Consider the following 24325-nt stretch of genomic DNA (forward strand, 5'->3'; position numbering starts at 1 on the left):
CGGCGGACATCACCGCCCCCACCGCCACCGGTCGGCGAACGTCACCGCCCCGCCGCCACCGGCCGCTCGCCGCCCCGGCCCGGCCGGGCCACCGACGTCAGGGTCCACCGGCCCGGTCCGAGCGCGGCGATGAGCAGGAAGGACCAGCAGAACATGGCCGCCGCCTCACCGCCGTTCTCGATCGGGAACAGCGCGTCGGACTGGTGCTCGACGAAGTAGGCGTACGCCATGGACCCGGAGCACAGCAGGGCGGCGGGCCGGGTGGCGACCCCGGCCAGGACGAGGGCGCCGCCGAACAGCTGGATGACGGCGGCCCACCAGCCGGGCCAGGCGGCGACGTCGGGCTTGGTTCCGTGCGGACCGCCGAGGACGTCGAAGAGCGTGGCGGCGCCATGGCAGGCGAACAGCAGTCCGACGACGATCCGGAAGAGCGCGATCACATGATCCCTGTTCTTCTCCAGCGCTTCCATCGGTGAGGCTCCTCTCTCGCGCGGCGCCCCGAGCGGGGGCGGCGCCGTGGTGGGGGGTGGTGCTGCCGTGGTACGGGGCCGCGCGATGCGCGCGGGCTGTGTGCCGGGGACGTGGAGCGGCACGGGTGGGTACGGGCGGGGCCTCCTCTGCGGGTGGACATGCCGATCCGGACGCCGGTCCACGACCGGCGTGGCACGGAGGTGCGGGTGCCATGAGGTGCCGCGCGCGGCGGATCGCGCGGCACGTTCTCTGCGGTACGACACCCTGCGGTGCGGTGTGGCGTCGCGGATGGTGCGGGGCGGTGCCCCCGGGGGCCGGCGTGCACGGCGGAGGGGGTGCGCGACGCTGTCGGTGCGGTCGGGCGCGGTCCGGAACCAGCGGGCGTTCCCCCGACTGTTCACCACCCACCACCCGATTGTCTAGACCAATAGCCCAAGAAGTTGGAACGCGGGTGAGCGTCGGCCAACTCGGCACGCGGGACGGGCGGTTCCTTCTCCGCACCCTCTTGACCGACCTGGGTTTCCGGCTATGGTCTAGACCTAATGGCGGCAAGGTCTAGACCAAATCCACTGTGCGTGCGTCCCTCAGGAAAGGGCAAGGCATGACCAAGAACAGACGGATGGCCTGCGTCATCGGCGCGTTGATCGCCCCGCTCCTCGCGATCAGCCTGCCCGCCGGGTCGGCCGGCGCCCACGGCTGGGTGACCTCCCCCGGCAGCAGACAGGACCAGTGCGCCGCGGGCGTCGTCGACTGCGGCCAGATCCAGTACGAGCCGCAGAGCGTGGAAGGGCCGAAGGGCCTCACCAGTTGCAGCGGCGGCAACGCGCAGTTCGCCGAACTGGACGACGACAGCAAGGGCTGGCGGGTCACCCCGGTCGGCCGCAACCACACCTTCACCTGGCACCACACGGCCCGGCACGCCACGGCCAACTGGCAGTACTACATCGGCAGCCAGAAGATCGCCGAGTTCAGCGGCGGGAACGCCCAGCCCGCCGCCGATGTCAGCCACCAGGTCGACTTCGGCTCCTTCACGGGCCGTCAGAAGGTGCTGGCCGTCTGGAACGTGTCCGACACCGGGAACGCCTTCTACTCCTGCGTCGACGTGAACATCGGCGGCAGCGGCGAGGAGCCGACCGGCTGCGCCGCCCCGGCCTGGAGCGCCGGAAGCGTCTACAACGGCGGCGGGACGGTGTCGTACGGCGGTCACACCTGGCGGGCCAAGTGGTGGACCTCGGGCGAGCAGCCCGGCACCACGGGCCAGTGGGGCGTCTGGGAGGACCTCGGCGTCTGCGCGTAGCCACCACGCTCCCGGCTCCGCCGACCCGTCACGGCGGGGCCGGGTCCCGCGCGGGGCGCTTCCCCCTGGCGCCCCGCGCACCCGGGTGGGCGTGTCGCCCGCCGGGCGCGGCACCCCGGCCGCCTCCCCCGACTCTGCCGTACATCAGTGCGAAATGCGGCCTTCTTCCGCTTCGCTCCGGGCTGATACTACGATTTTCATCGCACGACGCACGCTTCGTCGGCGCCGTCATCAGGTCATTCGCGCGGGACATGACGACCCCGAAAGGACCTCTGGCTCCCACCATGCTGACTGCTCACGCCCCCGAACCAGCCGACAAGGACGACTTACCCGGCCCGTCGTCCGTCCCGGCGCCCCCGAACGGCCCGCTGCTGGGTGACGACTCGCTCAGCCTCATCGATGTGGCGCACACGGCCCGTTCGCCCCGTCCCGATGCCGGGGGCGCCCGCCCCGCCATCGCCCCCGCGGCCCGGCACCGCATGGAGCGGTCCGTCCGGGTCAGGGACGAGATGACCGCCTCCCGGCGACCCGTCTACGGGGTCACCACCGGGTTCGGCGACAGCGCGCGCTTCCAGCTCGCGGCGGGCAAGGCGGCGGCGCTCCAGCGGAACATGGTGACCTATCACCTCAACGGCACCGGCCCGATCGCCGACCCCGAGGTCGTCCGGGCCACCATGCTGATCCGGGCCAACAGCCTCGCCCGGGGCTACTCCGGTATCCGCCCCGAGGTCGTGGACCTGCTGCTCGACTGTCTGCGCCACGACATCACCCCCCTCGTCCCCGAGCGCGGCTCGGTCGGCGCCAGCGGCGACCTCGTCCCGCTCTGCTATGTGGCGGACCTGCTGACCGGCGGGGGCGAGGCGCGGTACGCGGGGCGGCGGGTCCCGGCCGCCGAGGCGCTGCGCGCGTGCGGGCTGCGTCCGGTGGTGCTGGAGGCCAAGGAAGGGCTCGCGCTCATCAACGGGACCGCCTTCATGGCCGGTTTCGCCGTGCTGGCCGCGGCCGACGCCCGGGAACTGGAGATCACCGCGGACCTGTGCACGGCGCTCGCCGTCGAGGCGCTGCGCGGCAACCGCGACCACTTCCACCCCCTCGTCCACACCCACAAACCGCATCCCGGCCAGCGCCGTTCCGCCGCCCGGGTGCGTGCCCTGCTCACCGGGTCCCGGCTCTGCCTCGGCAACGACGAGGCGCTGCGGCCCCGCCCGGACGTCGAGGAGACGGGACTGCTCGCGCTCGGCCGCCCCGTCCAGGACCGCTACTCGGTGCGCTGCGCCCCGCAGGTCACCGGTGTCCTCGGCGACACCCTGGACTGGACCGAGCGCTGGCTGGCGACCGAGATCAACTCCACCAACGACAACCCCCTGTTCGACCCGGAGTCCGCCACCGTCTACAACGGCGGCAACTTCTACGGCGGTCATGTCGGCCATGCCATGGACTCGCTCAAGCTGGCGCTGGCCGGGCTCGGCGATCTGCTGGACCGGCAGCTCGCCCTGCTGGTGGACAGCAGGTTCAGCGACGGTCTGCCGCCCAATCTCGCCGCGCCGCTGCCGCCGGACCACCCGGAGGCGGGGCTGCATCACGGCTTCAAGGGGATGCAGTTGACCGCGTCCGCGCTGGCCGCCGAGGCGCTGCGGCTGACCATGCCGGCCACCGCGTTCTCCCGGTCCACCGAGGCCCACAACCAGGACAAGGTGAGCATGGGCACGATCGCCGCACGGGACGCGCGGACGGTCGCCGAGCTGGTCCGGGAGGTCGCCGCGATCCAGTTGCTGGCCGGCTGCCAGGCCGCCGACCTGCGCGGACCCCGGCTGCTCGGGGAGGGCACCCGCGCGGGCTACGAACTCGTCCGCGCGCATGTGCCGTTCGTCGACCGGGACCGCCGGATGGACGGTGATCTCGCCGTCGTCGCCCGGCTCGTCCGGGACGGCGCGGTCGGGGCGGCGCTGCGGCCGTGGCAGCCGCCGGTCCCCGGCGTCGCGGCGCTGTCCTGACGACCGGCATCCCGCCACCCGCAGATCCCCGCGCGCGAAGGAGCCGTGCCCGTGTCCGTGTCCGTCGTCGTCCCGCAGCGCAGGCTCGGTGCGAGCCGCCTGACCGTCTCCTGTCCCGGGCTGGGCACCGCCACCTGGGGCACGACCACCGCGGCCGAGGACGCCGCCGAGCAGCTGAGGGCGTTCCTGTCGGTGGGCGGCACCCTGCTGGACACCGCCGACATCTACGCGGCCGGGCGCAGCGAGGAGATCCTCGGCTCTCTGCTGGGCACGGTGGTGGCCCGCTCCGAGGTGGTCCTGGCGACCAAGGCGGTCGGTGTCCTACACGATCCGGGCCGCCGTCAGAACGCGTCCTACGCCCATCTCCTGGCCGCCCTCGACCGCTCGCTGACCCGGCTGCGCACCGACCATGTCGATCTGTGGCAACTGCACGCCTGGGACCCCGCCGTACCGCTGGAGGAGACGCTGCGGGCGGTGGACGAGGCGCTGTCCTCCGGGCGGGTGCGGTACGCGGGAGTGTGCAACTACAGCGGCTGGCAGACCGCGAAGGCCGCCGCCCGGCAGAGCGGTGTCGGGCAGGCGCCGCTGGTGTCGGTCCAGGCGGAGTACTCGCTGCTGGAGCGCGGCATCGAACGCGAGGTCGTCCCGGCCGCCGCCGACGCCGGGCTCGGGCTGCTGCCCTGGGCGCCGCTCGGGCGGGGCGTCCTCACCGGCAAGTACCTGGGGGGCGTGCCCCGGGACCGGCTGGACAGCCGCTTCTTCCGCTGGTACGTCGGCCGCCATCTGGACGAGCGGGCCGCGCCGGTCGTCGAGGCCGTCGTCACCGCCGCCGCCGGACTCGGCGTCCCCCCGCTGGCCGTCGCCCTCGCCTGGGTCCGCGACCGGCCCGGTGTGACGGCCCCGCTGATCGGCGCCCGTACCGTCGGGCAGCTCCGCGAGTCCCTCGCCGCCGAGGCGGTGGACCTGGTGCTGCCCGAGGAGATCCGCGCGCGGCTCGACGCGGTGTCCGCGCCGCACGCCGGCTACCCGGAGACCGGCATCTGAGCCCGTGAGCCAAGTACTCCCCCGTCCGGAAAGGAAGGGCAGACCGTGAGCGTCGAACCCCCGCCGGAGACCGTCCGGCTGCTGAACCGGTCCTTCATGCGCGACCCCTATCCGGCCCTGCGGGAGCTGCGGGAGCGGTGCCCGGCCGTCCCCGTCGAGAACGGCGGCTTCCGGATGTGGGTCGTCACCCGCTACGAGGACGCCCGGCGGATTCTCGCCGATCCCTCCCTCAGCCGTGATCTGGTGGCGCACCGGCGGGCCGTCGTCGCGCAGAACCTGGTCGACGACACCCGCCGGCCGAGGCTCCCGCGCGAGCTGCGGCGCAGCATGCTCGACCAGGACGGGGAGGACCATCTGCGGCTGCGCCGCACGGTGAGCCGGTTCTTCAGCCCGTCCCGGCTGGACGAGCTGCGCCCGAGGATCGAGGAGCGCGCGGACGCGCTGCTGGACGGGCTGCCGACCGGTGTGCCGCTGGACCTGGTGGACGCGTACGCGCGACCGCTGCCCGCGACCGTGCTGGCCGAGCTGCTGGGGGTGCCGGAGGAGGCCAGGGCGGAGTTCCCGGCCTGGGAGAACGCGATCCTCACCGCGCCCGGCACGGCGGAGGTCGAGGACGCGGGACGCAGACTGGCCGCGTTCGCCCGGGAGGTGATCGAGGAGAAGCGGGCGCGGCCCGCCGACGATCTGTTCACCGAGGTGGTCCGGGCGGCGGCGGACGGGGTGATGGACGACACCGAGCTGATCTCGATGATCACCCTGCTGACGATCGCGGGACTGGAACCGGCCAGCGCGATCGGCAGCGGTGTGCTGACCCTGCTCGACCATCCCGACGAGCTGGCGCTGGTGCGCGCGCGGCCCGCACTGATGGCCGACTGCGTGGAGGAGGTGCTGCGCTACGAGACCCCGTTCCGGATGCTCACCCCGCGCTTCCTCGACCATCCCCTGGAGCTGGACGGCGTCACCGTCCCGGCCGGTGAGCTGATCCTGGTGTCGACCGGCGCCGCCAACCGGGACCCCGGCCGGTTCGACTCCCCCGACGCCTTCCGCGCCGACCGCTGCCCGCGCGGCCATCTCGGGTTCAGCCACGGCAGCCACCGCTGTCTGGGCGCGGAGCTGGGCAGGCTGGAGACGACCATCGCGCTCGACCGGTTCTTCGCCCGCTTCCCGGACACCCGGCTGGCCGCCCCGCGCGCCGAAGTGCCGTGGCGGCCGGGGATGTTCATGCGGCGGCTGGACGCGCTGCCGGTGGTCCTGGAATGACCGGACACCAGCACCAGCACCCGGACCGACCGGACGACGGCACGGCCCGCCCCGCGCCCGTCGAGCGGATCGCGCTGCCCGACGGCCGTACGGTGTGGTCGGTCACCCGGTACGCCGCCGTCCGCGCGCTGCTCGCCGACACCGACCGGTTCTCCAACGACGCCTCCGCCATGGGCGCCGCCGCCCCGCTGGGGGCGCTGCCCGCCGAGGTGCGGGAGGTGGTGGCGGGGGACATGCTCAACACCGATCCGCCCCGGCACACCCGGCTGCGGCAGCTGGTCGCGCACGCGTTCACCGCCCGCCGGGTCGCCGGGCTCCGTCCGTCCGTCGAGCGGACCGCCGTACGGCTGGCGGCGGACCTCGCGGACCGGCCCGACGCGGACCTGCTCGCCGGGTACGCCCGTCCGCTGCCCACGCTGGTGCTCACCGCGCTGCTCGGGATACCGGCCGCCGACGCCGGGCGGGTCGGCGCCTGGTCGGAGACCTTCGTCACCGAACTGCTCGGCGCCGGGGACCGGGACGACCTGCTCGCCGCGACCCGCGCCCTGCTGGACTACGCCGGGGAGCTGGTCGCCCGCCGTCGTACGGAGGCGGCGGGCGAGGACCTGGTCGCGGAACTGATCGGCGCCGGACTGGACGACACGGAGCTGGTGTCGATGGTGTTCGTCCTCCTCGTCGCCGGGCAGACGGCGACGGCCCAGCTGATCGCGAAGACCGCCTTGCTCCTGCTCACCGATCCGGGTCAGCTGGCGCTGGCGCGGGCCGACCGCGCGCTGATCCCGGGCGCGGTGGAGGAGGCGCTGCGCATCGATCCACCGCTCAGGGTCTCCGCGTTCCGCCGGGCGCGGCGGGACGTCACCGTCGACGGGACGGTCGTCCCGGCCGGGGAGATCGTGCTCGGCTCGCTGAGCGCCGCCCACCGCGACCCCGCCCGGTACACCGATCCCGACCGGGCCGACATCCGCCGTACCGACCTGCGGCACCTGGCGTTCGGACACGGCATCCACCGCTGTCTGGGGGCGGGCCTGGCACGGGCGGAGGCGGAGGTGGCGATCGCCGTGCTCCTCGACCGCTTCCCCGCACTGCGCCTCGCCGGAACCGGCGTCCGTCACCAGGACGCCGGGATCATGCGGAAGATCACGGCCCTTCCGGTGCGGCTGCTACCGGGGTGAGGGTGCCCCGCAGATGCTGGAGCCCCCCGTCCGCCGCCACCATGAACGTGTCGACGCACCCACCGACGGCGTCGATCACCATCACCAGCCGCGCGAACTCGTCCTGAAAACTCACGGCGAACATCTCCCCGCGCAACGCGACGACTTCGATATCCGCGGTGTACGAATACCCGCTGCCGTTGCCACTCACCATCGTGTATGTCAATCGACCCTCGGTGGTGTAGTCGTGCTCGACGGTCAGGGCGCCGTATTCGACGCGATACACCTTTCCGGCGAGTGCGAAAGGGGTCGCGGTGCCGCTCATCACGTACCGCCTTCCTGTGCGGTGTCCTTCTTGCGGGCGAGGGTGAGTCCGTCGGCGATCGGCAGGACGACCGTCTCGAAACGGTCGTCGGCGGCGAGCCGGGCGTTGAACGCGCGCAGGGCGCGGGCGCTGTCGCGGGCCAGTCCGGCGGGGGCCGCTTCGGGGTCCATGACGTACCCGCTGAAGAACACGTTGTCGGCGACCAGCAGCCCGCCGGGGCGCAGCAGCGGGGCCAGCGCGGTCAGGTAGTTCTCGTAGTTCTCCTTGTCCGCGTCGAGAAAGGCCAGGTCGACGCGGGTGTCCTCGGGGAGGGCGCGGAGGGTGTCGGCGGCGGGTCCGAGGCGGAAGTCGATCCGGTCGGCGACACCGGCCCGCTGCCAGTGCTCGGTCGCCGTGCCGAGCCAGGTGTCGCTGACGTCACAGGTGATGACCCGTCCGCCGGGTGCGGTGCCGCGGGCCAGACAGAGCGCGGAGAGCCCGGTGAACGTCCCGAGGTCCAGCACGGTCCGGGCCGACACCATCCGGGCGAGCAGGGTCAGCAGCGCGCCCTGTTCCTCGGGAATCATCATGATGGCGAGATCGCCCGCCTCGGCGCTGCGCTCGACGAGGCTCTCTATCACGGTGTCGACCGGGCTCCCCGATCTCAGAAGATATTCACGCAATGCCGGATTCAGCGGGACGTGCTTCAGTTCGAGATAGCGCCTCATCGTCTGATTCCTTCCCCGACGGAGCGGCAGGCGTTCTTCAGTACAGCGCAGGGGAATTGCGCTGCCAAGTGCGTCCCGGTGGGGTGAATCGGTGAAAGGGAGGCGTGTGGCGCATTCCCGTCGGGCGCCCCCGGACGTCACGGCCGATGGACGTCAGGTGATGCCGGGGCGGTCACGGCGACGGAGCCGCGTCCGGCGTCATCGCCCGGCCTCCACGTCGCTCCAGAACGCGTCGACGAGCGCGTTGAACACGTCCGGGGACTCCTGGAAGGGCTGGTGGGCCTCGCCGCTGAGCACCTCGAAGCGGGCGCCCGGAACGGCGTCGGCGACGATCCGGCCGAGCCGCTGGGGGGTGGCGATGTCCTGGTCACCGGCGACCACCAGGGTCGGCACGGCGATACCGGGCAGCCGGTCGAGGCTGTCATGGCGGGCGAACGCCGCCAACTGCCGCTGGAACGCGTCCGTCGACTGCGGATGCGGGAAGGCGAGGGACTCCTCCACGATGGCGCGTACCGTGCCGTCGGCGTGGGCGCGCGGCGTGTAGATCCACAGGAAGAACGCCTCCAGCAGGGCGCGTCCGTCGGGGGCGTGCGCCGCCAGCCAGTCCCAGGAGCGGGTGAGGGCGGTGAAGTAGGCGTCCGCGCGGGCCCAGGTGCTGGTGAGGACGAGGCTGCGGACGGCTCCCGGGTGGCGGAGCGCCAGTTCCTGCGCGATGGCGCTGCCGCCGGAGAACCCGGCGATGTGCGCCCGGTCGACACCGAGCGCGCGGAGCACCGCCGCGGCGTCGTCGGCGAGGGACGCCACCGACAGCGGTCCGCCGGGCAGCGGGGTGCGTCCGGCGCCCCGGTTGTCGAACGCGTGCAGCCGATAGCGGCCGGCCAGGCCGTCGAGTTGCGCCTCCCACGCCTCCGCGGGGTCCCCGAGCCCCGCGATCAGCAGGACGTCGGGCCCGGTCCCCCGGCTGTAGGTCCAGAACCTGGTCCCGTCGAAATCGACGTACGCACCCATGTGGCACCGCCTTCCACCCCAGGGTCTCCCCCGCGCCGCCCGGCGGGAACCGGTCAGCCGTCGTGCAGGGCGGTGCGCAGGTAGCTGACGGCCAGGCCGATCGCCGCCTCGGCGGCGTGGGTCCCGCGCAGGGCGTTGAGCATCACGAAGTCATGGATGATCCCCTGGAAGCGCACCGCGGTCACGGCGACCCCGGCCTCGCGCAGCTTGTCGGCGTAGTGCTCGCCCTCGTCGCGCAGCACGTCCGCCTCGGCGGTGAGGACCAGGGCGGGCGGCAGCCCGGTGAGCTGCTCGGTGGTGGCGCGCAGCGGCGAGGCGGTGATCTGCGCGCGCTCGGCCGGGTCGGTCGTGTACTGGTCCCAGAACCACCGCATCCCGTCCCGGCGCAGGAAGTAGCCGGTGGCGAACTGGTGGTACGAGCCGGTGTCGAAGGCCGCGTCGGTGACCGGGTAGAACAGCACCTGCCGGACCAGCGGCACATCGCCGCGCTCCTTGGCCATCAGGGTCAGCGCGGCGGTCATGTTGCCGCCCACCGAGTCACCGGCCACGGCCAGCCGCCCGCCGTCCAGGTCCTTGGTGGCGCCCTCGGCGACGATCCAGCGGGCCACGGTGTAGTTCTGCTCGATCGCCACGGGGTAGCGGGCCTCGGGTGAGAGGTCGTACTCGGGGAAGACCACGGCGGCGTGCGCGCCGGACGCGAGTTCCCGCACCAGCCGGTCGTGGGTGCGGGCGTCGCCGAACACCCAGCCTGCGCCGTGCAGATAGAGGATCACCGGCAGGGTTCCGGTGGCGCCCGCGGGCTTGACGATCCGGGTGCGGACACCGCCGGTGGGGCCGCCGGGGACGGTGATCCACTCCTCGTCGACGTCCGGCGCGTCCACCGCACCGGACTGCACCTCGTCCACCGCCTTGCGCCCCTCGGCCGGGGGCAGATCGAAGAGGTACGGCGGGTTGGCGGTGGCCTGCGCGAACGCGGCCGCCGCCGGTTCCAGCACGGGCTGGACGGGCTGCGCCCGCTCCACGGCTTCGGTCATCTCCTGCTCCCGGAGGGTCGTACGGCACGCCGGTCGTTCCGGCGGGGCGTCGCACGGGGCGGGGAGGCTTCCGCGCGGCGCCGGTGGCACGGTAGGCGGCGGGCCGCGGGGCGCGTTGCCCCCGGGCGCACGGGCGTTGTTCGTCGGCGCACGGCAGGCGCGGAGCGCGGGACCCGGCCGGGTCAGCCGTACTCCCACAGCAGGGGGCGAGGGCGCCCGGTGCCGACCGCCCGTCCGGCCCATCTCCCGTGCCTCAGAAGGGCGTTGTGGGCGCACAGAGGTGGCCGCTACATTCCTCACCGAGGCAGGTCCGGGAACGGTGGGGGGAACCGGCTCACATGGACGAGAACGCCGTCGCCGTGCACGGCGGCGCGGGCGGACCGGACGCGTCCAGGACGGGACACGGGGCGACCCGCGTACGGTGCGAGCGCCGGGGCCCTTCGGTCGGCACCGTGCGGGACACCGCCGCGCCACGCCGCGAGCGGGTCTGACGAGGGGGACACCAGTGCAGGCGGAGCGGACGGGGGCGGCGCGCCCCGGCGAGCGCATCGGGCCGTACACGATCCTCACGGAGTTGGCCAGCGGCGGGATGGGCCGGGTCTATCTGGCCCGCTCCCCCGGCGGCCGTACCTTGGCCGTCAAGACCCTTCTCGCGCAGCCCGGCGACGGCGCCGTACCCGAGGCGGACCGCCGCCGGTTCGCCCGTGAGGTGTCCCTGGCGCGGCGGGTACGCGGGCTGTACACGGCGAGTGTGGTGGACGCCGACGCGGAGGCCCGCGTCCCCTGGATGGCCACCGAGTACATACCGGCCCCGTCGCTGCGGGAACTGGTGACGTCCCAGGGCCCCCTGCCGTCGCCCGCCCTGCACTGGATCGCGGCCGGGATGACCGAGGCGCTGGTCAGCATCCACACCGCCGGGCTCGTCCACCGCGACGTCAAGCCCTCCAACGTCCTGCTCCCCGAGGACGGTCCCCGGCTGATCGACTTCGGGATCTCGCAGGCCGCCGACATCACCCGCACGGCGACCGCCCTCGGCACCATCGCCTTCGCCGCGCCCGAGCAGGCCCGGGGCGAGCCGACCACCCCCGCGTCCGACGTGTTCTCGCTGGGCGCCACGCTCCACTATCTCGCCACGGGCCGCAGCCCGTACCGGGACATGGGCGAGGGCTCCGCGCTGGAGCAACTGGTGCGGGCCGCCGAGGGCGACCTCGACCTGACCGGCCTCGCCACCGACGTGCACGACCTGATCCTGCCCTGTCTCGCCCTGGACGCCGCCCGACGGCCCTCCCCCCAGGTCCTGTTGATCGAGGTGGGCACGTTCCTCGCCAAGCGCCCGCAGGCACGCGGCGCCGCCGACTGGCTGCCGCGCGCCTGGTCCACCGCGATCGAGGGACACCGCAGACGCCGTACCGACGAGGCCGACGCGGCACGGCGGCGTGTCGACCCGGACGCGGCCACCCGGCGGACCCCGCCGACCGCACCGCCCCGCACCCGGCGGATGCCCCGCCCCGCGCCCCGTCCGGCGCCCCGCCGGGCACCCCGGCGCCGCGCGCTCGGTATCGGCATCGCCGTGGCGGTGCTCGCGGGCGGCGGCGTGCTCTACGCCATGCAGGGGGACGGCGCTGCTCCCGGCACGGTGGTGCAGGACATGCGGCTGGCCCTGGTGGAGCAGAGCCAGACCGGTGAGTGCGCCGACACCCTCCCGCCGCCCACCTTCTACGCCCCGGAGCTGGAAACCTGCTTCAGCGTCTCCACCCGGGCCGCGGACCGGATGAGCGTCACACGGTTCCAGGAGGTGCGGGCCGTGTTCGAGACGAACTCCGGTGGATGGGTCGTCCAGGCCACGTTCCAGGACGGCGAGGACACCGAACGGTTCACCGAACTCACCCGGCGCGCGTCCCAGCGCGAGAACCCGAGGAACCAGCTGGCCATCCTCCTCGGCGACCGCCTCATCAGCGCCCCCGCCGTCACCGGCCCGCTCACCGGGGGCGAGATGCAGATCAGCGCGGAGTACACGCAGGACGAGGCGAACGAGTTGGCGCGGCAGTTGGGGGCGCCGTAGGGGGGGGCTGCGGACGGCGGCTGTGGGGAAGGGGGGCGTGGTGAGGGGGGCGTGGGAGCGCCGCGTGTGCTTGCTGCCGCTGCGCGTCCTTGGCGATGGGCTTCTGCCGGGCATCTGCCGGGCTTCTGCCGGGCGGTGCGGCAACCCCCTGGTCCTGTCCCCGAGTTGGACGGCCCCGTACCCGATCGGGTGGAACGCCGGTGCCCGGGGCCGGGGGCGGCCCCCTGTATGACCTAATGAAGGGCGAGTCGCGGACCTGGTGCGCAGGTGTCGGGAAACGTCCGCGCCGGGGCCGTGAGCGGTCCCGCAAGTACCCCGTACCCCGTACCCCGTACCCCGTACCCCATGTGCCCCTCAACCCCCTTGCCCCTTACCCCTTACTCCGGTCCCCAGGGAGCCTCTCCGTGCGTGTCCTCGTCACCGGTGCCACCGGTTTCATCGGCAGTGCCGTCGTCCCCGAGCTGCTGGCCGCCGGGCATACGGTCGCCGGGCTCGTCCGCTCCGAACGGGCCGCCTCGGTGGTGGCCGCCGCCGGGGCCGAGCCGTGCTTCGGGACGCTGGAGGACCTGGACAGTCTGCGGCGGGCGGCGGACACGGTGGACGGCGTGATCCACACCGCCTTCATCCATGACTTCGCCACCTACACCGAGTCCGTCCAGATCGACCGCCGGGCGGTCGAGGCGATGGGCGACGCGCTCGCGGGGTCGGACCGGCCGCTGGTGGCGGCCTCGGGCAGCGCCGGTCCGGCGCTGGGCCGGGTGGTCACGGAGGAGGACGCCGCCGTGCCCGGGACGCCGGGCGCGCTCCGGGCGCCGTCCGAGGAGGCCGCGCTGGCGCTGGCCGGACGGGGGGTGCGGGCGTCCGTCGTACGGCTGCCGCCCTCGGTGCACGGGCGCGGGGACCATGGGCTGATCCCCGTGCTGATCGGCTGCGCGGTCGGGAAGGGGGTCTCCGCGTATCTCGGTGACGGCGCCAACCGGTGGCCCGCGGTGCACCGGTACGACGCGGCGCGGCTGTTCCGGCTGGCGCTGGAGAAGGCTCCCGCGGGTGCGCGGCTGCACGGGGTCGACGAGGAGGGCGTGCCGTTCCGGGTGATCGCGGAGGCGCTGGGGAAGGGGCTGGGGCTGCCGGTGGCGTCCGTCGATCCGGCGGACGCGCACGGCCACTTCGGGTGGCTGGGCGTCCTCGCCGGGATGGACGCGCCCGCGTCGAGCGACCGGACGCGGACGCTGCTGGGCTGGCGTCCGGAGCAGGCGGGGCTGCTCGCGGATCTCGCGGACGGCCACTACTTCGCCCGTTGATCCCCGCCCTCGGGAGCTGTCTGTCCCGCTTCCCGCTTCCCGCTCTTGCTCGAAGCCAGGCGCGGCCCGGCAGCGGTCGCCGGGACCTCGACCGGGCCTCGTGCGGTGAACCGGTCGCGCACCAGGATCGCGCTGGCTACGCTTCGTTGCGGAAGTCGGCAGCCTGGTGGCCGGGACCGCGCCCATGGGGGGATGTATGGCTGAAGTTCGGGTCGAGACGGTGGCGCTGGACTCGTCGGGGAGTCGCCAGATCGCCAGCCGGACACGGTCCAGTGCCGCGCTGGGTGATCGCGCGCCGGAGCTGGAGGAGGCCATCGTCCAGGCGTCGGACATCGCTCAGCAGTCCCTGGCGCGCGTGCCGGGCCGCGACGGCTGGCAGGTGTCGAGCATGGCGGTGACGTTCGGGCTGACGCTGGGCGCGGAGGCGGGAGTCATCCTCTCCAAGGCGTCGGCCGAAGCGTCGTTCGAGGTCACTCTCACCGTGGAGCGGGTCCCGGAGTCACCGTGACGGCCGCCCGCTACTGGGTCGAACTCTTCGACTCCGGGCAGCGCCTCGGGGGCGGCTTCTTCCTGACCCGCCGCTATGTGGTGACCGCCCTGCACTGTCTGCGGGGGCTCACCTCGCCGGACGGGCGGCTCGATGTCGTCCTGACCGACGGCAGCAGGCTGGCGGGCGAGGTCTGCCGCCGCGACGAGGACGCCGACCTGGCGTTGATCACGATCGCCGCCGCGTACGACGTACGGCTGTCGATCCCCCGGGCCGGGACGGCTCGCCGAGGGGACGACTGGCACGCCCCGTACCGTCCCGAGGCGATCGAGCCGGTGCTCGGTGGGAAGGTGGACGACGGTACGGCGGACTACCCCTGTGAGGGCGGCGCGGTCATCCAGGCTCTGCAACTGACGGTCGATCAGCAGACGGGGGACTACTCGGGGTACTCGGGCGGTCCGGTGGTCACGGGCGTTCCGGACAGTGCGGAGCCCGCCCTCGTGGGCATCCTTCTGGAACAGGTCCCGGACCGGGTGAGCGCCGGGCGTGCCGCCAATGTGCTGTTCGCCGCGACCATCGGCGAGGCGCTGAGCCGTTTCGACCAGTTCCATGTGGAGCACCTCATCGACGTCCTCGATCCGGGGGGCTCGGCGAAGCGGGCCGAGCTGGCGGGCACCGCTGCCGCGGAGTCGTCGTTCGACCGCGTCCGTGCGTGGGCGCAGCGCGGTCTTCTCGATCCGTCGCAGGTCGCCGAACTCAATTTCATGATCGCGAAGACAGCGCTCGAACGGCAGCTGCGCGGTGACGGGACATGACCGATGTGTGGCGGCAGGCCATCACCAGCGCCGAACGCGCGCTCGCCGCGGACGGCAACGACGCCGACCGTGTGCGTGCCGCGAGCGCGGTAGCCGGCCTGTGTGAAGACCCTGGCCTCCTCCGGCGCCCCGCCCTCGGCAAGGAGCTCGCCTATCTGACCGCGCTGCTCGAAGACCTCGGCCTGAGCCGCGAGGCGGCGGACCTTCGCGAGTCCGTGCTCGCGCGTGTCTACGCGGACCCCGATTCCCTCTCCCTCCCGGCCGACGTCAGAAACGAACTGGCGGTCGTCCTCGCGGACCGCGATCTGATCCCGGCCGCCCTGACTGTCCTGTCACCGGCCATCGCTCTGGAGGGGCGACACGACGACAGCCTCGGCGGTGCCCGGAGCCGGGCCAATCTGGCGGCGATCAAGCTCCGTCTGGGGGACATCGAGGGAGCCGCCGGGGCGGCCGAGGCGGCGCTGACCCTCAGCGCCCCGCTGGAATCCGACCGCGAACAACTGGAGATCCGGCTGCTGGCGACCGCCGTGCTGGAAGGCGCCGCGCGCCGACAGGGTCGACACGGCGAGGCGGATGAGCTGACCGACGCCGTCGCCCGCACGGCACGGCAGATGGTCCAACTCCTCGGCGGCGACCATCCGCTGTCCCTCTCGGCGCTGATCACCCTCGCTCTGGCCAAGTTGAGTTCGGCGCTGGCCGCGGGCGACCGCGAGCGGTGGAGTCAGGCGGCGGAGGTACTGGTGATCGCCGTGCAGAAGGCGACGGTGACGCTGGGACCGGCCCATCCCCTGTCCCGCACCTCCCTGTGGGGCCTCGCCACCACCGAGTTCCCGGCGCGTGCCGTACCCGACGCGCGTGGCCGTGACGGGGCGTCAGCGGTGGGCGCCGCGTCCGGTCGTCGCGTGGACGAAGGGGAGCCTGCCGCACCCGAGGAACGTGACCGTGACGGGGCGTCAGCGGTGGGCACCGCTTCCGGTCGTCGCGTGGACGAAGGGGAGCGTGCCGTACCCGACGAGGGTGGCCGTGACAGGAGGTCGGTGAGGGGCGCCACGCGCGCTCGGCGCGGGGACGTGACCCGTCGGGCCATGCCCCGGGAGGCGAGTACCGGGACCGTCCCGGGTCGGACGGAGCGAGATGGCCAGGCGACTCCGGCCGCGTCCGAACCGCCCCTGCGGCTCGGCGTGCTCGGTCCGGTGCGCGTCTGGCGTGGCGAGGCGCAGGTGCCCGCCGGGTCCCCGCAGCAGCGGGCCCTGCTGGCGGCGCTGCTGCTGCGCGACGGCCGGACCGTGACCGCCTCCGAACTGGTCGAAGCCCTGTGGGGAGCGGAGCCCCCCGTCCGGGCGCTGGAAGCGCTCCACACGTACACCGCCCGGCTGCGCAGGCTGCTCGATCCCGGGATGCTGGTCAGGGTGCCCGGGGGGTACGCGCTCCGGGGGATCGCCGAGGGCGCGTTCGATCTGACCGTCGTCCAGACCCTGGCGGCGGAGGCGGACCGGGCACGGGCGGCCGGCGAACTCACGCGGGCCCGGGAGGTACTCGGTCAGGCACTGGTCCTGTGGGAGGGCGAGCCTCTGGCCGGGGTGCCCGGCCCGCACGCGGAAGCCCAGCGGGTACGCCTCACCGAGTGGCGGCTCCAGCTCCTGGAAACCCGCCTCGACCTGGATCTGGAGCAGGGCCGTCACATGGAGGCGGCCTCGGAGCTGACCCTGCTGACCGCCGCGCATCCCCTCCGGGAACGGCTGCGCGAACTCCAGATGCTCGCGCTGTACCGCAGCCGACGGCGTACCGAGGCCCTCGCCGTGTACGCGGACGCCCGACGGCTGCTGTACGCGGAACTCGGTGTCGCCCCGCACGCCGCGCTCCGCGAGCTGTGGGAACGGATGCTGCGCGGCGACCCGGACTTGGCGGAGCCGGGGACACCGTCGGCGGGGCGGGAGTGACACGGATTCTGCGTGTCGGGCCCGGACTTGACGGAGCCACGGACACCGCCCGCGGCGCGTGAATGACACGGATTCTGCATGCCGGGCCGGGACTTGACGGAGCCACAGACACCACCCGCGGCGCGCGAGTCACACGGATCCTGCATACCGGGCCCGGACTCGACGGAACCACAGACACCACCCGCAGCGTGCGAATGACGGCGGGGCGGACCACGCCAGTCGTGGGAACGGATTCTGCGCGGCGACCCGGACTTAGCGGACCAACGGACACCGCCCGCGGCGCGCGAGCAGCAGCACGCCGGACCACGGACACCGGCCGCGGCGTGTGAGCAGCAGCGAGCCGGACTGACGGCCCCGCGCCGACGCCCGTGCGGGGCAGCACCGGGCGAGGAACGGCGGTGACACCGGCGCCGGGGACGGTACTTGGTCCGCCCGCCCGGTCCACAAGCCCCGGACCCTGCTCGTCCGACTCCTGCATGGCGCCCACACTCACCCCCCGCCCCCAAACTATGGTGCCCCACCACATGTGCGCCCCACCTGCCCATTCCTACGGTGTCCCGACACCCACCCGTCCCCACCGCACACAAGGAAGTGGCGTACATGGCGTCCCCCACCACCGCTCCCCCACCGCCCGCCAAGCTCCGCCGGATCGTCGCCGCCAGTCTCATCGGGACCACCATCGAGTGGTACGACTTCTTCCTGTACGGCTCGGCCGCCGCGCTGGTCTTCAACGAGTTGTTCTTCCCCGGCTCCGATCCCCTGGTCGGCACGCTGCTCTCCTTTCTGACGTATGCCGTCGGCTTCGCCGCCCGGCCGCTGGGGGCGCTGGTCTTCGGTCACTACGGCGACCGTCTCGGCCGGAAGCGACTGCTCGTGCTCAGCCTGCTGCTGATGGGCGGCGCCACCTTCGCGATCGGGCTGCTGCCGACCCATGCCGCCATCGGGTCGGCCGCGCCCGTGCTGCTCACCGTGCTGCGGCTGGTGCAGGGGTTCGCGCTCGGCGGTGAGTGGGGCGGAGCCGTGCTGCTGGTGTCGGAGCACGGGGACGCGCGGCGGCGCGGGTTCTGGGCGTCCTGGCCGCAGACGGGGGCACCCGCTGGCCAGTTGCTGGCGACCGGTGTGCTGTCGTTCCTCACCGCGGTGCTGTCCGAGGCCGCGTTCAGCGGCTGGGGCTGGCGGATTCCGTTCCTCCTCTCCGGTGTTCTGGTGATCGTCGGGCTGTGGATACGGCTGTCCGTCGACGAGTCGCCCGTCTTCCAGCAGGCCCTGGCCCAGGCGGAGGCGCGGAAGCGGGATGGCGGGGCCACGGGTTCGGGCGCGGGCGCGGGCTCGAGGTCGGGCTCTGGCGCGGGCGCGGGCGCGGGCGCGGCGGCCGAGCGGATGCCGCTGCTCTCGGTGCTGCGGGATCACTGGCGTGATGTCCTGGTCGCCATGGGCGCGCGCATGGCGGAGAACATCAGCTACTACGTCATCACCGCCTTCATCCTCGTCTACGCCACCACCGCCGCCGGAGTCTCCCGGCAGTCCGCGCTGAACACCGTGCTGATCGGGTCGGCGGTCCACTTCGCCGTGATCCCGTTGTGGGGTGCCCTGTCGGACCGGGTGGGGCGGCGGCCCGTGTATCTGCTGGGCGCGGCGGGGGTGGGGCTGTGGATGTTCCCGTTCTTCGCCCTGATCGACACCGGTCGCTTCTTGGCCATGCTGCTCGCCGTGACCGTTGGCCTGGTGCTGCACGGGGCGATGTACGCGCCCCAGGCCGCCTTCTTCTCCGAGCTGTTCGCCACGCGGGTGCGGTACTCGGGTGCCTCCATCGGTGCTCAGTTCTCCTCGGTGGCCGCAGGTGCTCCGGCGCCGCTGATCGCCACGGCCCTGCTCGCCGACCACGGCACGTCGACCCCGATCGCGCTGTATGTCATGGCGGCGGCGGTGCTGACACTGGTCGCGGTGGGGGTGGCCGACGAGACCCGGCACCGGGATCTCCACGAGGTCGGGAGGCCGGGGAGCGACGGGGGCGGGTCGGCGGTGCCCGCGCAGCCGTCGTCGCACGGCTCCCATACCGTCTGACGTCGGAAGCGGGCCGCGTTCCGGTGTCCGGCCCCGTACACCTCGGGTGCGCGGGGCGCTCCCGGCGTCCGCGCCCCGGACGTCACGGTCTCGGGACCGTCAGACGGTGGAGTCTCAGGGCCAGTTGGATCTCCAGGATGCGGGGCGGGCTCTGCCAGTCCTCGCCGAGGAGTCTGCCGACCCGCTCCAGGCGCTGCGCCACCGTGTTGACATGGACGTGGAGGATGTCCTTGGTGCGGGCCGGGCTCATCGCGCCCGCGAAGTAGGCGTCGAGGGTGCGGAGCAGTTCGGTGCCTCTGCGGTCGTCGTAGGCCACGACCGGGCCGACGGTGCGCTCGACGAACCCCGCGATGTCGCGGTCGCCCGCCAGGAGCAGACCGAGGAAGCCGAAGTCCTCCGCGGCGGCGCCGTCGCCGGTCCGGCCGAGCAGGCGCAGGGCCTCCAGGCAGCGGCGGCCCTCGGCGTAGGCGGTGGCGAGGGTGTCGGGGTGGGCGGTGAGGTCTTTCACGGGGGCGGAGGCGCCGACGGTGACGGCCTCATGGACAGCGGTGCCCAGGTGGCGGGCGGTGCGGCGAGCCACGTCGGTGGCGGTGTCGCCGCCGGTGAGGGGCAACAGCAGGACCGTGCCGCCGTCGCGGGCGGCGGCGAGTCCGTGCCGGGTGGCGGCGAGGTGGGAGGCGGCCGACCAGAGGCGGCGGCGGGCGGCGGCCTCCTGGTCGGCGTCGGCACCGGTGCCGTCCAGCCGGGCGGCGAGGACGACATGGGTGGCGTCGAGGTCGGCGTGCAGCCGGGTGGCGCGGTCGCGCAGCAGCCGGGGGTCGCGGTCGCGGGCGTCGAGGAGGTCGTCGAGGAGTTCGCCGCGGACCCGCTGTTCGGCCTCGGCGGCGGAGCGGCGGGCGAGGAGCAGCAGGGAGGTGACCATCGCGGCGCGCTCCAGGGTGCGCTGGTCGACCGGGTCGAGTCCGGGGTGGCCGCGCAGGACGAGGGCGCCGAGGAGTTCGTCACCGGCGGCGACGGCGGCGATCCAGTCGTCCCGGTGCCGTACCGCGTGGCCTTCCGCGCGGGATGCCTCCAGGGGGGCGGTGGGGGTGGCGTCGGTCTCGGTGAAGCGGACGGCGCCTTCGAGGATCTCGGAGACGGCGGCGGCCACGTCATGCACGCCGCCGCCGCGCAGGACCAGTTCGGCGAGCCGGTCGTGGACGTCGGAGGCGCGCTCGATGACGGCGCTGCGGTCGCGGATGATCTCGTTGGCGCGCTCCAGGCCGGCGAGGGCGGCGCGGGTCTCGGTGAGGAGATTGGCGGTGTCGATGGCGGCGGCGGCGAGCGCGGCGAAGGAGCCGAGGAGGGCGATCTGCTCCCGTTCGAAGACCCGGGCGCGGCGGTCGGCGGCGAACAGGACGCCGATGACCTGCGGGCCGAGGGTGAGCGGGACGCCGAGGATGGCCACCAGGCCCTCGTCGCGCACGCCCGTGTCGATGGCGGTGGTGTGCTGGAAGCGGTCGTCGTGGAAGTAGTCGTCGGTGACATAGGGCCGGGCGGTCTGGGCGACCAGGCCGCCGAGCCCCTCGCCCATGCCGAGCCGCAGTTGCTGGAAGCGGGCGGCGACGGAGCCTTCGGTGACCCGCATATAGGTGTCGCCGCGCTCGGGGTCGTTGAGGCTGAGGTAGGCGATGTCCGTGCCGAGCAGGGAGCGGGCGCGCTGCACGATCGCCTGGAGGACCGCGTCCAGATCGCGGGGGCCCGCCAGGTCGTGGGCCGTCTCGAAGAGGGCGGACAGCTCGGCCTCGCGGCGCCTGCGGCCCTCCAGCTCGGCGCGGACGCGCAGGGCGCGGAGCTTGGCGGTCTCCAGCGCGGCCAGTTGCTCGGGCGGGCGGCCCTCGGCGCGGGCCAGCAGCAGGGGGTGTTCGTAGGCGTCGAGGGATGCGCCGCGGGCCAGCAGGTCCAGGAACGGCGCCTCGGCGCCGCCCACGGGGTCTGCGGCGGCGGGGCGCTCGGCGGACTGCACGTGATCGCGGGACATGCCCCCAGGATGACCCATCCGCCACCCGGCCCGTCAGCCCTGTGGATAACCCCGGGACCGGCCCGCGCTCCGGCCTGTGGACAACCCGGGGTGCCCTGGTCAGTGCGCGGTCCAGCCGCCGTCGAGGACCTGGGAGGTGCCGGTGATCGAGGACGCCGTCGGCCCGCACAGATGGGCCACCATCTCGGCGACCTCGTCCGGTTCGATCAGCCGCTTGACCGCGGTGTCGCGCAGCAGGACCTCGGTGAGGACCCGCTCCACGGGGATGCCGTGCAGTGCGGCCTGGTCGGCGAGCTGCCGCTCGACCAGCGGGGTGCGGACGTAGCCCGGGTTCACGCAGTTCGAGGTGACGCCGTGCGGGGCGCCCTCCAGCGCCGCCGTCTTGGACAGTCCCTCCAGGCCGTGCTTGGCGGCGACGTACGCGGATTTGAAGGGGGAGGCGCGCAGACCGTGCACGGAGGAGATGTTGACGATCCGGCCCCAGCCCTGTCCGTACATGTGCGGCAGGGCGCCCCGGATCAGCCGGAAGGGCGCTTCCAGCATCACGGTGAGGACGGTGTGGAAGACGTCCGGCGGGAAGTCCTCGATGGGCCGGACCAGTTGGAGTCCGGCGTTATTGACCAGGATGTCGGTGCCCTCGGCGGCGTGTTCGGCGGCGTCGAGGTCGGTGAGGTCCAGGACGTGGGGGGCGAGGGTGCCCGGCAGTCCGGCGGCGAGCGCGGTGAGGTCGGCGAGCCCGGCCGCGTCCCGGTCGACGGCCCTGACCTCGGCACCGGCGGCGGCCAGCCGCAGGGCGCAGGCCCGTCCGATGCCACCGGCGGCACCGGTGACCAGGGCGGTCCGGCCGCCCAGGTCGGGCGGGGAGGGGAGGGCGGCCGGGACGGCGGGGGGCGTGGTCATGATCCGACCCTAAGCGGCCCGCACCCGTTCACCCATGTGGTCCGCCTCTACTGCTCACAGGGCTGTCATGGGGTCGAACCACGTGGGTGCCTCAGCCATGGCCTGCTTGATCCTCAGCACTCCGAACTCGTCCAGGTCCGGCAGCGCGTCGACGGCGAACCAGCCGACGTCCAGCGACTCGTCGTCGTTCACCCGCGCCTCCCCGCCCAGCGCCCGGCAGCGGAACGTGATGTCCATGTACTGGCAGACGTCCCCGTTGTCGTACCGGACCGGTGACAGGGCCTGGACGAGGACGACCCGCTCGGCGACGCAGCGCACCGCGGTCTCCTCCTCGACCTCGCGCACCGCGCAGGCCGCGGGCTGCTCGCCGGGCTCCGGGATACCGCCGATCAGCGACCACTTGCGGTTGTCCGAGCGCCGGTTCAGCAGGACTCTGCCCGTGTCGTCGAAGACGACGGCGGTGACTCCGGGGAGCCAGAGCAGCTGATGACCGGCGGACTCGCGCAGCGTGGTGATGAAGTCAGGGGTAGCCATGTCCCCGACCCTAGCGGCCCGGTTCGCCCCGTCACGTCCGGTTCACGGGGCGTACGACGGTCGTACGGCTACGCGCCACCCGCGCGCCGCCCGCGCACACCTGCGGTGATGGCCCAGCCCAGGCCGCCCGCGGCGACCAGCAGCAGCGCGATCTCGGGCAGCACGCCCAGCTTGGTGGCGGGCGTCTGCGAGGAGCGCAGCGGCACCTCCTGGACCAGCGTGTCGGCGACGAACATGCCGGTGCGCTGGGTGATGGTGCCGTCGGGCAGGATGATCGCGCTGACGCCGCTGGTGACCGGGACGGTGACCGTGCGGCTGTGCTCGACCGCGCGGACCCGGGACATGGCGAGCTGCTGGTAGGTCATCTCGCTGCGGTCGAAGGTGGCGTTGTTGCTGGGTACGGAGATCATCTGGGCGCCGTCGACGACCTCCGAGCGCACGGCCCAGTCGAAAGCCGCCTCATAGCAGGTGACCAGGCCGACCTTGGTGCCGTCCATGGTGAACACGCCGGGTTCGCTGCCCCGGCTGAAGTCCTGGGCGACCATGCTGGTCCATTCGCTGTTGATGGCGCCGATCAGCGACCGCAGCGGCAGGTACTCACCGAAGGGCTGGATCTGCCGCTTGTCATAGGTGTCGACGGGTCCCTTGTCCGGGTCCCACAGGATCTGCTCGTTGAGCAGCCTGCCGTCGCGCTGGACGACTCCGCCGACCGAGATGGGCACCCCGATCGCCTGTGCCGCCCGGTCGATGACCGCGCGGGCGTCGGCGTTGGCGAAGGGGTCGATGTCGGAGGAGTTCTCCGGCCAGAGCACGAAGTCGGGCCGGGGGACCCGTCCAGCGGCCACCTCGGCGGCGAGCCGCTCGGTCTCCCGCGCGTGGTAGTCGAGGACCGCGCGGCGCTGCGAGTTGAAGTCGAGCCCCGCGCGGGGGACGTTCCCCTGGACCACGGCGACGGTCGCGGTGCCGTCCTCGGCGTCGTCACTGACCAGCGGGCGCGCCGCGAAGGCGCCCACCACGGGGACCGCCACACCGAGCAGTGCCACGGCGGCGGTGCCCCGGCGCAGGACGCGGGTGCGGCGCGCGTGGAGGGCGACGCGCAGCAGTTCGTAGCAGCCGAAGCCCGCGAGGACGACGGCGAAGCCGAGGACCGGGGTGCCGCCCAGGGCGGCGAGCGGGAGGAAGACGCCGTCGGCCTGGCCGAAGGCGATCTTGCCCCAGGGGAAGCCGCTGAACGGGACCCGCGCGCGGGCGGCCTCTCCGGCGATCCACACGGCGGCGGCCCACACCGGCCAGCCGGGCAGCCGGGAGACCGCGGCGACGCCCGCGCCGACCAGCGCCACGAAGAGGGCCTCGATCGCCACCAGGGCGAGCCAGGGGCCGGGGCCGACCTCCACGCCGGTCCACACCAGCAGCGGCAGGAGGAAACCGAGGCCGAAGAGGTAGCCGAGGCCCAGTCCCGCCTTCCAGCCGCGTCCGCGCAGCACCCAGCCGAACCCCGCGAACGCCGGGAGGGCCAGCCACCACAGGGTGCGCGGCGGGAAGCTGACATACAGCAGCACTCCGGAGAGGGCCGCGACAGCGGGCGGCACCAGACGCGCGGGCCAGCGGCGCGCGGCGGGCGCGGGCTGCGGTTCGGCCTGGTCCGGTTCGCCGGCGGGGGGCGCGGTGACGGTCACTGTGGGAGTGTACGGCGGCTTCCTGGGCGGCCGACAAGGACGGTCCCGCGCGGGAGGGCGCCGCGACCTGCGCGGAGTCCTCCGGTGCGGGAGAGGCGCCCGGGACGGCCGGGGGCGCCGGGGCCGTCGCCGCGCACGCTTTCCGCATAGTTCGTCACCGCTCATCCACAAAGGGACGATCAGCCGTTACCGTGTGCCGGAGCCCCGGGGCGCGCGGCCGTGATCCGGCGCGGGC

General features: G+C 73.6%; 20 protein-coding genes and 1 pseudogene. 12 read left to right on the forward strand and 9 right to left on the reverse strand.

Annotated elements, in window-relative coordinates; all coding sequences use genetic code 11:
* Nucleotides 1-41: 41 nt before the first annotated feature.
* The gene (locus AB0D49_RS23120) at nt 42-470 is read right to left on the reverse strand and encodes a DoxX family protein (RefSeq protein ID WP_362760410.1); all 429 of its coding nucleotides are present in this window, start codon (nt 468-470) and stop codon (nt 42-44) included.
* A gap of 602 nt (nt 471-1072) precedes the next feature.
* Here AB0D49_RS23120 and AB0D49_RS23125 point away from each other — a divergent pair.
* The 5 genes from AB0D49_RS23125 (at nt 1073) to AB0D49_RS23145 (ending at nt 7238) form a co-directional block, all read left to right on the forward strand.
* Nucleotides 1073-1768: a lytic polysaccharide monooxygenase gene (locus AB0D49_RS23125; protein WP_362760413.1), complete on the forward strand. Its 696-nt coding sequence runs from the start codon at nt 1073-1075 to the stop codon at nt 1766-1768.
* A 284-nt stretch (nt 1769-2052) separates the two neighbouring features.
* A complete protein-coding gene (locus tag AB0D49_RS23130) occupies nt 2053-3762 on the forward strand; it encodes an aromatic amino acid ammonia-lyase (RefSeq protein ID WP_362760415.1) in 1710 nt (569 codons plus the stop codon).
* A gap of 51 nt (nt 3763-3813) precedes the next feature.
* Nucleotides 3814-4806, forward strand: coding sequence for an aldo/keto reductase (locus AB0D49_RS23135; protein WP_362760419.1), 993 nt, complete (start codon nt 3814-3816; stop codon nt 4804-4806).
* A gap of 45 nt (nt 4807-4851) precedes the next feature.
* Nucleotides 4852-6066, forward strand: coding sequence for a cytochrome P450 (locus tag AB0D49_RS23140; protein ID WP_362760421.1), 1215 nt, complete (start codon nt 4852-4854; stop codon nt 6064-6066).
* Nucleotides 6063-7238 carry a cytochrome P450 gene (locus tag AB0D49_RS23145; protein WP_362760424.1) on the forward strand — a complete coding sequence of 392 codons (1176 nt, stop codon included), beginning with the start codon at nt 6063-6065 and terminating at the stop codon, nt 7236-7238. The genes AB0D49_RS23140 and AB0D49_RS23145 overlap by 4 nt, the downstream gene beginning before the upstream one ends.
* On the opposite strand, the gene AB0D49_RS23150 is transcribed toward AB0D49_RS23145, so the two are convergent.
* The 4 genes from AB0D49_RS23150 to AB0D49_RS23165 all read right to left on the reverse strand — a co-directional run bounded on the left by AB0D49_RS23150 (nt 7204) and on the right by AB0D49_RS23165 (nt 10291).
* Nucleotides 7204-7542 (reverse strand): hypothetical protein, encoded by a 339-nt coding sequence (locus AB0D49_RS23150; RefSeq protein ID WP_362760427.1) that lies wholly within the window; start codon nt 7540-7542, stop codon nt 7204-7206. The genes AB0D49_RS23145 and AB0D49_RS23150 overlap by 35 nt on opposite strands.
* Nucleotides 7542-8249 carry an O-methyltransferase gene (locus AB0D49_RS23155; RefSeq protein WP_362760430.1) on the reverse strand — a complete coding sequence of 236 codons (708 nt, stop codon included), beginning with the start codon at nt 8247-8249 and terminating at the stop codon, nt 7542-7544. The genes AB0D49_RS23150 and AB0D49_RS23155 overlap by 1 nt, the downstream gene beginning before the upstream one ends.
* Nucleotides 8250-8447: 198 nt before the next feature.
* The gene (locus AB0D49_RS23160; RefSeq protein WP_362760433.1) at nt 8448-9257 is read right to left on the reverse strand and encodes an alpha/beta fold hydrolase; all 810 of its coding nucleotides are present in this window, start codon (nt 9255-9257) and stop codon (nt 8448-8450) included.
* Between the two features lie 53 nt (nt 9258-9310).
* Nucleotides 9311-10291, reverse strand: a complete 981-nt coding sequence (locus tag AB0D49_RS23165; RefSeq protein WP_362760435.1) for an alpha/beta hydrolase — start codon at nt 10289-10291, stop codon at nt 9311-9313.
* Between the two features lie 338 nt (nt 10292-10629).
* Between AB0D49_RS23165 and AB0D49_RS23170 the strand changes: the two genes are divergently transcribed.
* From AB0D49_RS23170 to AB0D49_RS23200, 7 genes and pseudogenes are all read left to right on the forward strand, one after another.
* Entirely contained in the window at nt 10630-10782 is a 153-nt protein-coding gene (locus AB0D49_RS23170; RefSeq protein WP_362760437.1) for a hypothetical protein, read from the forward strand.
* Between the two features lie 14 nt (nt 10783-10796).
* Entirely contained in the window at nt 10797-12353 is a 1557-nt protein-coding gene (locus tag AB0D49_RS23175) for a protein kinase (protein WP_362760439.1), read from the forward strand.
* Between the two features lie 404 nt (nt 12354-12757).
* Nucleotides 12758-13654 (forward strand): SDR family oxidoreductase, encoded by an 897-nt coding sequence (locus AB0D49_RS23180; RefSeq protein ID WP_362760442.1) that lies wholly within the window; start codon nt 12758-12760, stop codon nt 13652-13654.
* A gap of 196 nt (nt 13655-13850) precedes the next feature.
* Nucleotides 13851-14162 carry a CU044_2847 family protein gene (locus AB0D49_RS23185; RefSeq protein ID WP_362760444.1) on the forward strand — a complete coding sequence of 104 codons (312 nt, stop codon included), beginning with the start codon at nt 13851-13853 and terminating at the stop codon, nt 14160-14162.
* Complete coding sequence (locus AB0D49_RS23190) at nt 14159-14956, forward strand: trypsin-like peptidase domain-containing protein (protein ID WP_362760447.1); 798 nt, start codon at nt 14159-14161, stop codon at nt 14954-14956. The genes AB0D49_RS23185 and AB0D49_RS23190 overlap by 4 nt, the downstream gene beginning before the upstream one ends.
* Nucleotides 14957-16041: 1085 nt before the next feature.
* A pseudogene (locus AB0D49_RS23195) lies at nt 16042-16878 on the forward strand (AfsR/SARP family transcriptional regulator); the annotation flags it as partial.
* A gap of 618 nt (nt 16879-17496) precedes the next feature.
* On the forward strand, nt 17497-18960 hold the full coding sequence (locus AB0D49_RS23200) for an MFS transporter (protein WP_362760449.1): 1464 nt from the start codon (nt 17497-17499) through the stop codon (nt 18958-18960).
* 82 nt (nt 18961-19042) lie between these two features.
* On the opposite strand, the gene AB0D49_RS23205 is transcribed toward AB0D49_RS23200, so the two are convergent.
* The 4 genes from AB0D49_RS23205 to lnt all read right to left on the reverse strand — a co-directional run bounded on the left by AB0D49_RS23205 (nt 19043) and on the right by lnt (nt 24090).
* On the reverse strand, nt 19043-20980 hold the full coding sequence (locus AB0D49_RS23205; RefSeq protein WP_362760452.1) for a GAF domain-containing protein: 1938 nt from the start codon (nt 20978-20980) through the stop codon (nt 19043-19045).
* Between the two features lie 99 nt (nt 20981-21079).
* Nucleotides 21080-21880, reverse strand: coding sequence for a 3-hydroxybutyrate dehydrogenase (locus AB0D49_RS23210; RefSeq protein ID WP_362760455.1), 801 nt, complete (start codon nt 21878-21880; stop codon nt 21080-21082).
* A gap of 54 nt (nt 21881-21934) precedes the next feature.
* Nucleotides 21935-22414: an NUDIX domain-containing protein gene (locus AB0D49_RS23215; protein WP_362760458.1), complete on the reverse strand. Its 480-nt coding sequence runs from the start codon at nt 22412-22414 to the stop codon at nt 21935-21937.
* A gap of 68 nt (nt 22415-22482) precedes the next feature.
* On the reverse strand, nt 22483-24090 hold the full coding sequence (lnt, locus tag AB0D49_RS23220) for an apolipoprotein N-acyltransferase (protein ID WP_362760459.1): 1608 nt from the start codon (nt 24088-24090) through the stop codon (nt 22483-22485).
* Nucleotides 24091-24325: the final 235 nt, after the last annotated feature.

Source organism: Streptomyces sp. NPDC048290, from assembly GCF_040652095.1.
GTDB lineage: Bacteria > Actinomycetota > Actinomycetes > Streptomycetales > Streptomycetaceae > Streptomyces.

Excerpts from the sequence above, each read along its gene's own strand:
- AB0D49_RS23120 (WP_362760410.1), bottom strand. The coding sequence starts at position 470 with ATGGAAGCGCTGGAGAAGAACAGGGATCATGTGATCGCGCTCTTCCGG.
- AB0D49_RS23125 (WP_362760413.1), top strand. The coding sequence starts at position 1,073 with ATGACCAAGAACAGACGGATGGCCTGCGTCATCGGCGCGTTGATCGCC.
- AB0D49_RS23130 (WP_362760415.1), top strand. The coding sequence starts at position 2,053 with ATGCTGACTGCTCACGCCCCCGAACCAGCCGACAAGGACGACTTACCC.
- AB0D49_RS23145 (WP_362760424.1), top strand. The coding sequence starts at position 6,063 with ATGACCGGACACCAGCACCAGCACCCGGACCGACCGGACGACGGCACG.
- AB0D49_RS23150 (WP_362760427.1), bottom strand. The coding sequence starts at position 7,542 with ATGAGCGGCACCGCGACCCCTTTCGCACTCGCCGGAAAGGTGTATCGC.
- AB0D49_RS23155 (WP_362760430.1), bottom strand. The coding sequence starts at position 8,249 with ATGAGGCGCTATCTCGAACTGAAGCACGTCCCGCTGAATCCGGCATTG.
- AB0D49_RS23160 (WP_362760433.1), bottom strand. The coding sequence starts at position 9,257 with ATGGGTGCGTACGTCGATTTCGACGGGACCAGGTTCTGGACCTACAGC.
- AB0D49_RS23165 (WP_362760435.1), bottom strand. The coding sequence starts at position 10,291 with ATGACCGAAGCCGTGGAGCGGGCGCAGCCCGTCCAGCCCGTGCTGGAA.
- AB0D49_RS23170 (WP_362760437.1), top strand. The coding sequence starts at position 10,630 with ATGGACGAGAACGCCGTCGCCGTGCACGGCGGCGCGGGCGGACCGGAC.
- AB0D49_RS23185 (WP_362760444.1), top strand. The coding sequence starts at position 13,851 with ATGGCTGAAGTTCGGGTCGAGACGGTGGCGCTGGACTCGTCGGGGAGT.
- AB0D49_RS23200 (WP_362760449.1), top strand. The coding sequence starts at position 17,497 with ATGGCGTCCCCCACCACCGCTCCCCCACCGCCCGCCAAGCTCCGCCGG.
- AB0D49_RS23205 (WP_362760452.1), bottom strand. The coding sequence starts at position 20,980 with ATGTCCCGCGATCACGTGCAGTCCGCCGAGCGCCCCGCCGCCGCAGAC.
- AB0D49_RS23210 (WP_362760455.1), bottom strand. The coding sequence starts at position 21,880 with ATGACCACGCCCCCCGCCGTCCCGGCCGCCCTCCCCTCCCCGCCCGAC.
- AB0D49_RS23215 (WP_362760458.1), bottom strand. The coding sequence starts at position 22,414 with ATGGCTACCCCTGACTTCATCACCACGCTGCGCGAGTCCGCCGGTCAT.